Source organism: Rhodococcus sp. P4_B6 (assembly GCF_056402215.1).
In genome coordinates, this window is sequence record NZ_JBFUHV010000270.1 from 1 (window position 1) to 8,378 (window position 8,378).

At 63.0% G+C, this 8,378-nt stretch carries 7 protein-coding genes and 1 pseudogene; 5 read left to right on the forward strand and 3 right to left on the reverse strand.

The genetic code is table 11. The features are described from left to right. Positions 1-268 precede the first annotated feature (268 nt). Together AC1DWT_RS47805 and AC1DWT_RS47810 are read right to left on the reverse strand one after the other, a co-directional pair. Positions 269-917, reverse strand: a pseudogene (locus AC1DWT_RS47805) (SDR family NAD(P)-dependent oxidoreductase). Between the two features lie 684 nt (positions 918-1,601). Further along, positions 1,602-2,432: a mycofactocin-coupled SDR family oxidoreductase gene (locus tag AC1DWT_RS47810; RefSeq protein WP_477925950.1), complete on the reverse strand. Its 831-nt coding sequence runs from the start codon at positions 2,430-2,432 to the stop codon at positions 1,602-1,604. Between the two features lie 243 nt (positions 2,433-2,675). On the opposite strand from AC1DWT_RS47810, the gene AC1DWT_RS47815 reads away from it, so the two are divergent. From AC1DWT_RS47815 to AC1DWT_RS47835, 5 genes are all read left to right on the forward strand, one after another. After that, positions 2,676-4,295 carry an AMP-binding protein gene (locus AC1DWT_RS47815; RefSeq protein WP_477925951.1) on the forward strand — a complete coding sequence of 540 codons (1,620 nt, stop codon included), beginning with the start codon at positions 2,676-2,678 and terminating at the stop codon, positions 4,293-4,295. 115 nt (positions 4,296-4,410) lie between these two features. Next, positions 4,411-5,601 carry a thiolase family protein gene (locus tag AC1DWT_RS47820; protein ID WP_477925952.1) on the forward strand — a complete coding sequence of 397 codons (1,191 nt, stop codon included), beginning with the start codon at positions 4,411-4,413 and terminating at the stop codon, positions 5,599-5,601. Positions 5,602-5,629: 28 nt separating this feature from the next. After that, on the forward strand, positions 5,630-6,391 hold the full coding sequence (locus AC1DWT_RS47825; RefSeq protein WP_061699913.1) for an SDR family NAD(P)-dependent oxidoreductase: 762 nt from the start codon (positions 5,630-5,632) through the stop codon (positions 6,389-6,391). Positions 6,392-6,440: 49 nt separating this feature from the next. After that, on the forward strand, positions 6,441-6,980 hold the full coding sequence (locus tag AC1DWT_RS47830; protein ID WP_061699914.1) for a nuclear transport factor 2 family protein: 540 nt from the start codon (positions 6,441-6,443) through the stop codon (positions 6,978-6,980). Between the two features lie 451 nt (positions 6,981-7,431). After that, positions 7,432-8,013: a TetR/AcrR family transcriptional regulator gene (locus AC1DWT_RS47835; RefSeq protein WP_477925953.1), complete on the forward strand. Its 582-nt coding sequence runs from the start codon at positions 7,432-7,434 to the stop codon at positions 8,011-8,013. Positions 8,014-8,160: 147 nt separating this feature from the next. Here the strand turns inward: AC1DWT_RS47835 and AC1DWT_RS47840 are convergent. Further along, the coding region (locus AC1DWT_RS47840; protein WP_477925954.1) for an AMP-binding enzyme at positions 8,161-8,378 on the reverse strand (218 nt) is incomplete at its 5' end.

An 8,378-nucleotide genomic window follows, 5' to 3' on the forward strand; every position in this document is an offset into this window, starting at 1 on the left:
ATACTTCAGTTTTCAGAGCGCGACGAGACGCATGTGACGTTGCCGCCGAATGTGTCCGTCCCTCACGTACGCCACTGCTGGGCTGACTGACTCGGTGTGCTCAGCGGTGTCACCGACGTCCATGACGGTTTCGTCGTGGGCACGGCAGGGTCGATCACGCCGTCCGTCGAATGACGGGAAGCACGAGTCTCGACGGCCGAGCGCTGCCGTGCCACACGGTGTTGGTCGCGACCACCACGTCGCCGGCCCGCGCATCAGCCACCGGCACTCAGACAATGACCACGTTCATGGCACTTACCGCGCTCCTTCCCGGCTCACAGAACGCCGTGACGCCGCCATCGACGGCCATCGACAGTGCCGTCGTCCAGGTGGACTCATCCGACAGCAGATAAACGACCGCATCGGAGATTCCGACCGGATCCATCGCATCTTCGGCGTGTCGACTGGTCCCGGATGCACGGTGTTGACACGGATTCGGTGCTTGCCGAGCTCGGCAGCGAAGGTCTTGCCCATCCCGGTCACACCGAACTTCGACGCGGTGCAGGGCAGGTTGAACGGGCCGCCCTTGAGCCCGTTACCGGAGGAGATGAGCCGATCGACCCGCCGCTGCCGGCGTCAACCAAGACCGGCGCGGTCGCTATCACGGTGTTCCACACCCCGACGAGGTTGACATCGATGACGTCTCGGAACTCCTGCTCGGCGATGATCCGCCTGCCATGCGCCTCGACGAGCTTTACGGTCTCCTGGCGATCTTCCGGGGTGGCACCGCCGTACTGGACCACCGTGGGGATCGACTCGCAGATGTCGACTGCGATGATGTCGGCGCCCTCTTCCGCGAGACTAACCGCGTGCGCGCGGCCCTGCCCCCATGCCGCGCCGGTGATGACGACGACCTTGCCGTCCATACGTCCCGCCATGTGTGAAGCTCCAGTTTCAGGTCGATGCGTGGCGCCTTGCAGCGCCCGATGTGATGGCATTCGGCCTGAGCTGATCTGCTCGGACCAGGTGTCACGGGCTAGCTGCCGATCACCGCCACCTGTGTGACGTCCACCATACTGACACGTACCGTCCAATTTAGGAAGTGCGGATCGTGATGCGGGACCAAGGTCGGCGGAACGCAAAGCGAGGTTGTCCTCGATAGCAACGACTCGACTCGCACGAATCGCCCCGCCACACCACTCCCCTTGGGACGCGCGGTCTCGTGGTGACCGAGAGCTCGCCGAAACAGCCGTACGGAAGTTTCATCGTGGTCGCTTCGCGACAATGGGACACACGGCAATTTCTTATCGGACAGTGGGTCGGGGCGGCGCTCGCGACGATCGACTACCAGGCACTGTCCGAATGCACGGGCAAACCCAGCGACCGAACGAACGCCGCCTCGGACAGGTCACCGACTCACCGGTCACCGGTCGTCCTCCGCGATCATGTCGGCGTCTTCCTGCGCCAACCGGATCGCGCGGCTGCGCCCTTTACCCTTGGACCGCGCCCGTGATGGATGCAATCTTGTTGTCGAGCTTTCCCCCGGCACAAGGCGGCACTCCTTGCCCCGGAGAGTTCGTCATCGTTCCCGCTGTGGGGAATCTGGCCGTCGTGCCATGTTGCTAGAGCAGGTTGCAACCCGCGTCCACAGGAATCGCGGCGCCGGTGACGAATCTAGACTCGTCGGAGGCGAGGAACAGCAATACGTTCGAGACATCGATCGACTCCACCCACGGCACCGGCATCGCGTTAGTGGCGAGGGAGACAGCTTCGAAGTCAGCCTTGGTCGGACTCTCGAGGTCGGGGCAGAACAGCCTCCACATGGCCGCATTCTGAATCATCGGGGTGTCGACCTGCGTCGGGTGGATACTGTTGACTCGGATGAAGTGGGGGGCTAGCTCGAGCGCCAGGGCCTTCATCAGACCCCTCACCCCGTGCTTCGCGGCAACGTAGTCCGCAGCGTTCAGGTACGGCTTCAGGCCCGCGGTCGAACTGGTGAGCGCGATCGAACCGCCTCGGTCGCCGGCTTTGATGTGCGGGATGGCCGCTCGCGCGGTGTTGTACACGCCGTTCAAATTGATATCGACCGTTGTTTGCCAACTGCCTGAGAGGTTTTCGGCGTTCGCGAAGGGCCCCGCGATACCGGCGTTGGCCGACACGATGTCGAGCCGGCCCAACTCGGCCACAGCGTCGTCGACAACCGACGTCATGGCTTCCATGTCGCGAACGTCGGCCTTGGCGATCACGATCCGGCGGTTCAGTGCCTCTACGGCACGCTTGGTCTCCTCGAGATCCGCCATGGTCGCCATGCCGTAGGGAACACCGTCGACGGGCCCACAGACATCGACCGCGATGATGTCCGCACCCTCCTCTGCCAGCCGTATCACGTGGCTACGGCCTTGGCCTCGTGCTGCGCCGGTGATGAAGGCGACTTTGCCGTCCAGCTTTCCCATGCTGAGCTCCCGTTTCTAGGTTTGGCACGCTACTCCGACATACTGACACGCGTCGTCCGAATTTATGGCAGCTTTTGCCGTACTTGGCCGCGCCCAGTCGCAGCATTGATTTGGACGGCAGTAGTCAGTATTGTGAGCCTTCACATACCTCGAACCGTGCCCGACGCCGCTCACTCACGATGTCAATTCGATCCCGGTGATGGCGTGACGCTCGGTCATCGTGAACATCTGTCAGGAGAGTCAGTGAGCTTCAAACGAGTGCAGACGGCCGAGGCGTACCCCGACATGATCGCCGAGATCGCAGCGGAGTCGCCGGCGGCGATCTGTATCGAGGAAGTCGACGGGCCGGCCAGAACGTATGGGGAGCTGCATGAGAACGGCCTGGCGTGGCAACGCGCCCTGACCGAGCTCGGCGTGACGGCCGGCGACACCGTCTTGACGTTCGTGGCGTCGTCGGTGGCATCCGTCGAGTTGTGGTGCGGCATCTCGCGAGTCGGGGCGATCGAGGCGTCGGCCAACCCGGCGTACCGCGGTGCGCTGCTCGACCACATCGTCTCAGACACCCGAGCACGCGTCGCCATCGTCGACCAGCGGTACCTCTCATCGGTTCGCGACGGGCTGGTACGCGCCGCGAACATCGAGAAGGTCGTCGTCATCGGCGGCGACGGCGATCTCGAATCGGACACCTCGATCGACTTCGTTCGAGCGGACGCCATCCTCGGAGCGAAGGGCGTCTCCGCGGCGTCGGCGGGGACCGGGTCCGGCACCCCCATACCTGGCCACGTGCCCGCCTGCATCCTGTACACCTCGGGCACGACGGGCTTGTCGAAGGGGGTCATCGTGCCCTTTGCTCAGCTGAAGGAAGCGGCGTTCGGGGTGTTCCCGCCGACCGTCCTCAGCCACGAGGACGCCATTTACCTCCCGTTTCCGCCGTCCCACATCACCTACCGCGCCAATCTGATCTCCGCAGCGCGGGTGCGTGGGCGGGCCGTGCTCCGCGAGCGGTTCTCCACCGATGCCTTCTGGGCGGACATCGAGAAGTACCAGTGCACCGCCACGCTGTTGCTCGGTGCGATGGCGAACTTCATTCAAAAACAAGACTTCCAACCGGAGTCGACGCCGTTGCGACGGGTTCAGATGATCCCGGTGATCCCGGAGGTCGAGGACTTCAAGAAACGGCATGACGTTCTCGTGACCACGCAATGGGGCATGACCGAAGTGTGTGCACCGATCGTCGCAGTCGACTACGACGTCAGCATTCCGCAGAGCTGCGGTCGCTTGCGAGACGGGTTCGAAGCCAGGATCGTCGACGAGTTCGATCGCGAGGTGGAAGACGGGGAGGCCGGCGAGCTCGTCCTGCGATCCGTCGAGCCATGGCATTTCGCGTCGGGGTACTGGGGAAACCCGGAGGCGACTACCGCCTCGTGGCGCAACCTGTGGTTCCACACCGGAGACCAGTTCCGTCGCGACGCGCAGGGCAACTACTACCTGCTGGACCGTCTCAAGGACTCGTTGCGGCGCCGCGGCGAGAACATCTCCTCGGTCGAGGTCGAGGCGGCCGTCCTGGAGCATCCCGACGTGCTGGAATGCGCGGTGGTGGGCGTGGACTCGGAGTGGGGTGAGCAGGAGGTGATGGCCTTCGTCGTCCCCAAACAGTCGCGGCATCTCGATGAGTCCGATCTGGACACCTTCGTCGCCAGCAGACTGGCCGAGTTCATGCGGCCGCGATACATCGAGGTGGTCGACGCGCTGCCCAAGACGCCGACCGAGAAGATCCGCAAGGCCGATCTCCGTGAGCGTGGACGAGGAGCCAACACCTGGGCACGACCGGAACGCGTCCGGTCGGCTCCCACCCGGACGTGATGGCGCCCCGTCCTGATTGAGCTCGTCCCGTCCTGCGTCATCGGGACCACACCGCCTCGATAAATGCGCACACCCTCCGTAACTCTTATGCACCACCACGATTCGAGGAAACCTCGTGAACACAGCTGTCATAGTCGACGTCGTACGTACTCCTTCCGCGAAAGGGAAGCACGGTGGAGCACTCTCTGCCGTACACCCGGCTACTCTGCTCGCCGACCTTCTGAAGACCCTCGTTGAGAGACACGACCTCGATCCGGCACTTGTCGACGACGTCGTCACGGGCTGCGTCACGCAGTCCGGAGAACAGGCCCTCAACATCGGCCGAACCGCCGTGCTGGCTGCAGGATTCCCCGTCTCCGTTCCTGCGACGACGATTGATCGTCAGTGTGGATCCAGTCAGCAGGCGGCTGCGTTCGCCGCACAGGGAGTGATCGCGGGAGCCTATGACGTCGTGATCGCGTGCGGGACCGAATCGATGAGCCGCGCACCCATGTTCTCCAACACTGCCGGCAAGGATCCGTCGGCCGGACCGCTCTCGTCTCGGTACCCCGAGGGACTCGTGCCGCAGGGCATCGGGGCCGAACTTATCGCCGCACGGTGGAAATTCGACCGCGCGCAGTTGGACGCCTACGCGGCTCGCTCGCATCGCCTGGCGGCTACGGTCGCGGCCGACCAACAGACGGATCAGATCATCGGTGTCGAGACCACCGACGCCACAGGGRCACCGGTCGTGGTCAACCGCGATGAGACTGTTCGACCCGGGACAACTCCCGAGTCCCTGTCGGCTTTGAAGCCGGTGTTCGAGACTGCCGAGCTGTCTGCCCGCTTTCCCGAGATCACCTGGTCGATCACGGCGGGCAACTCGTCACCGCTCACGGACGGTGCCTCGGCCGCACTCATCCTGAGCGAGGACAAGGCGGCCGCACTCGGTCTCACTCCCCGTGCCCGGTTCCACAGTTCTGCCGTCGTGGGAAGCGATCCCTTCCTGATGCTGACCGGTCCCATTCCGGCCACCGAGAAGGTTCTCGACCGCACTGGACTGAAACTGAGCGACATCGACACCTACGAGGTAAACGAGGCGTTCGCATCAGTTCCGCTGTTGTGGCAGAGCCACTTCGACACCGATCCGGACCGACTCAACCCTGCCGGCGGAGCGATCGCTCTCGGACATCCGCTCGGCGCCTCCGGTGGACGCCTCCTGGGATCGATGCTGGCCTACCTCGAAGCCACCGGTGGCCGCTACGGACTACAGACAATGTGCGAGGGCGGCGGCATGGCGAATGCGACGATCATCGAACGGCTTTGATTCACAACAATAGACAGGAGATTTCATCATGAGATTGGACGGAACGGTTGTACTCGTCACAGGCGGAGCCTCAGGCCTGGGACTTGCCACCACAGAGGGATTGATCGAAGCCGGCGCACATGTCGGCGTCCTGGACCTCCCCTCGTCCCCCGGCCCCGAGGTCCAAGAACGACACAAGGGGGCACTGACGTTCGTGCCCGGCGATGTCACCTCCACCGACGACGTCACTCGCGCGCTGGACGTATTGTCGGAACGGGGAAACCTGCGGGTTGTGGTCAATTGTGCAGGGATCGGACCGCCCGGAAAGGTTCTGGGCAAAACCGGTCCGCTCCCCCTGGACGACTTCGAACGCATCGTCAGAATCAACTTGTCCGGCACATTTAATGTCATCAGGCTTGCCGCGGCAAGAATCTCGAAGACCGATAGCGTCGACGGCGAGCGCGGAGTCATCGTCAATACTTCTTCCGTCGCAGCTTTCGACGGTCAGATCGGCCAGCCCGCATACGCCGCGGCAAAAGGTGGGATCGTGTCCATGGCTCTACCGATCGCACGGGAGCTCGCACGGCATCAGATCCGTGTCGCGACAATAGCTCCCGGTACGTTCGACACGCCGTTGCTGAAGACCTTGGCGGAGGACATCAGACAGTCACTCGGCGCACAGGTTCCACACCCGTCTCGTCTCGGCGACCCCGCCGAGTTCGGCGCGCTGGTGCGCCACATCGTCGAGAATCCGATGCTGAACGGCGAGGTGATTCGACTGGATGGTGCCATTCGGATGGCAGCACGGTAAGGACGATATCGGGTACGGAGCGCAGGTCCAATGCGCTGGGAAGGCAACGATGAAGTTAAACGACGACCAATTGGTCGATCTCTGGGACAAGCAAGCACTGAACGACAACTTGATGCTCTACGTGCGAGGTGCAGACCGCCACGATCGCGAACTCATGCGATCCACGTATTGGCCGGACTCATTCGACGATCACGGGGGTTACGTCGGCGACGGCCAAGGGTGGGCAGATGCCGCCATGACCTGGCACGACAAGATCCACAGCTGCAATCACCACGTCAGCAATGTGCTGTGTGAAGTCGACGGCCCACGGGCCAAACGCGAAAGCATGTTCATCTGTGTGGTGCAGTTCAAGGATCCCGAAGTAACCATGTTTCAGGCGGGCCGCTACCGGGACCTGTGCGAGAAGCGAGACGGCGTCTGGAAGATTCTTCGGCGCACCTGCGTCTGGGACTGGATCGACGTCAGAGAGATCAACTCCGATTGGGATATCGTCAACGTTCCACGCGTATCCCACTGGGGAGCGTTCGCCCCCGATGATCCGATTTACAGAGATTGGTTCGACAGCCCCCCGACCGAATTCCCGCGTTAGGCTGATCGAGGCGCTAAATTGGGCCAAGAAGTTAGATACCCGGCGCCACTGGTTTGACGGCAATGATCTGATGGTGGCTGCGTAGCGGACGACAAATTCGTCCCACAACCGCAGTACCTTGCTTGTACGCCATCGAAGGTGCTCCGCCCGACGTGGATGTGGTGAGACACCCCGTCACTCTCCCCGACCTCGAGCGGGCTGGCCTTCGGTTGTTCGAATTCGCCGTGGGACTTCCTCTTCTCAGGAGACGGATGCCGCGCGCAGTCACTGTGACCACGACTGGGCCGGCGATGAGACGGTTTTGGACGGAGACTTTCTGATACCTGCTGCACGCGACTTCGGGTCACATGAGATCGCTTCAGCGTCACCGGCCAGTCGCGGTAAGGTACGACCTATGACGTCATCGTCGCGCACGGTCGGACGACCACGGGTACCTGATCTCGGTGATCGGGTGCTCGACGCCGCCAGAACGGTATACGGCGATCGCGGATGGAGCGGATTCRCCGTCGACGAGGTCGCACGAAGGGCAGGTGTCGGCAAAGGTTCGCTCTACCTACGCTGGCCCAACAAGGCCGCACTACTTGTCGACGCTGTCCGCTCAGCCGCGCCCTCAGTCGGAAACATCAATCTCGGCAACCTCGAGCTGGACCTTCATGAGTTCGCCCGACAATGGATGGCGTTCGCCCAGAGCATCGAAGGCACGATGGTCAGCCGACTGATATTGGACAGGCAGTCCAACGAAGAGTTGGCTGCGGTCATCGGCGAGCTCGACTATCCGGATTACGTCCGGTCGACCCGAGCCCTCGTCCGACGTGCAGTGCAGCGAGGTGAGATCGACCCCGATATCAAGCCCACCCTCGTGGCCGATCTCATCGCCGGCGCCATCACCACCCACGTCCGGAGCACGCCACCGGGGCTCGCCGAGATCGCCCATACAGAGAGCTACCTGACGCAACTCGTAGCCACGGTGCTGCGCGGCGTGGGCTATCGAAGTCTTCCTACGCAAGACTCCCCTGGTGACCTCGACAGCTGACGGCATCGGTCTACTATCAGTGCCGTCCTGTCGCGGAGATCGTGCGCCGGGCCGTTGAGATTCCGTCCCGGAAACGCCGGCGACCGGCCGGTCCTTCATCATGATGAAATCCTGCGGTCGTGGTTCGCTCAGAATTAACGGGCGCCATCACGTCCGGGTGGGAGCCGACCGGACGCGTTCCGGTCGTGCCCAGGTGTTGGCTCCTCGTCCACGCTCACGGAGATCGGCCTTGCGGATCTTCTCGGTCGGCGTCTTGGGCAGCGCGTCGACCACCTCGATGTATCGCGGCCGCATGAACTCGGCCAGTCTGCTGGCGACGAAGGTGTCCAGATCGGACTCATCGAGATGCCGCGACTGTTTGGGGA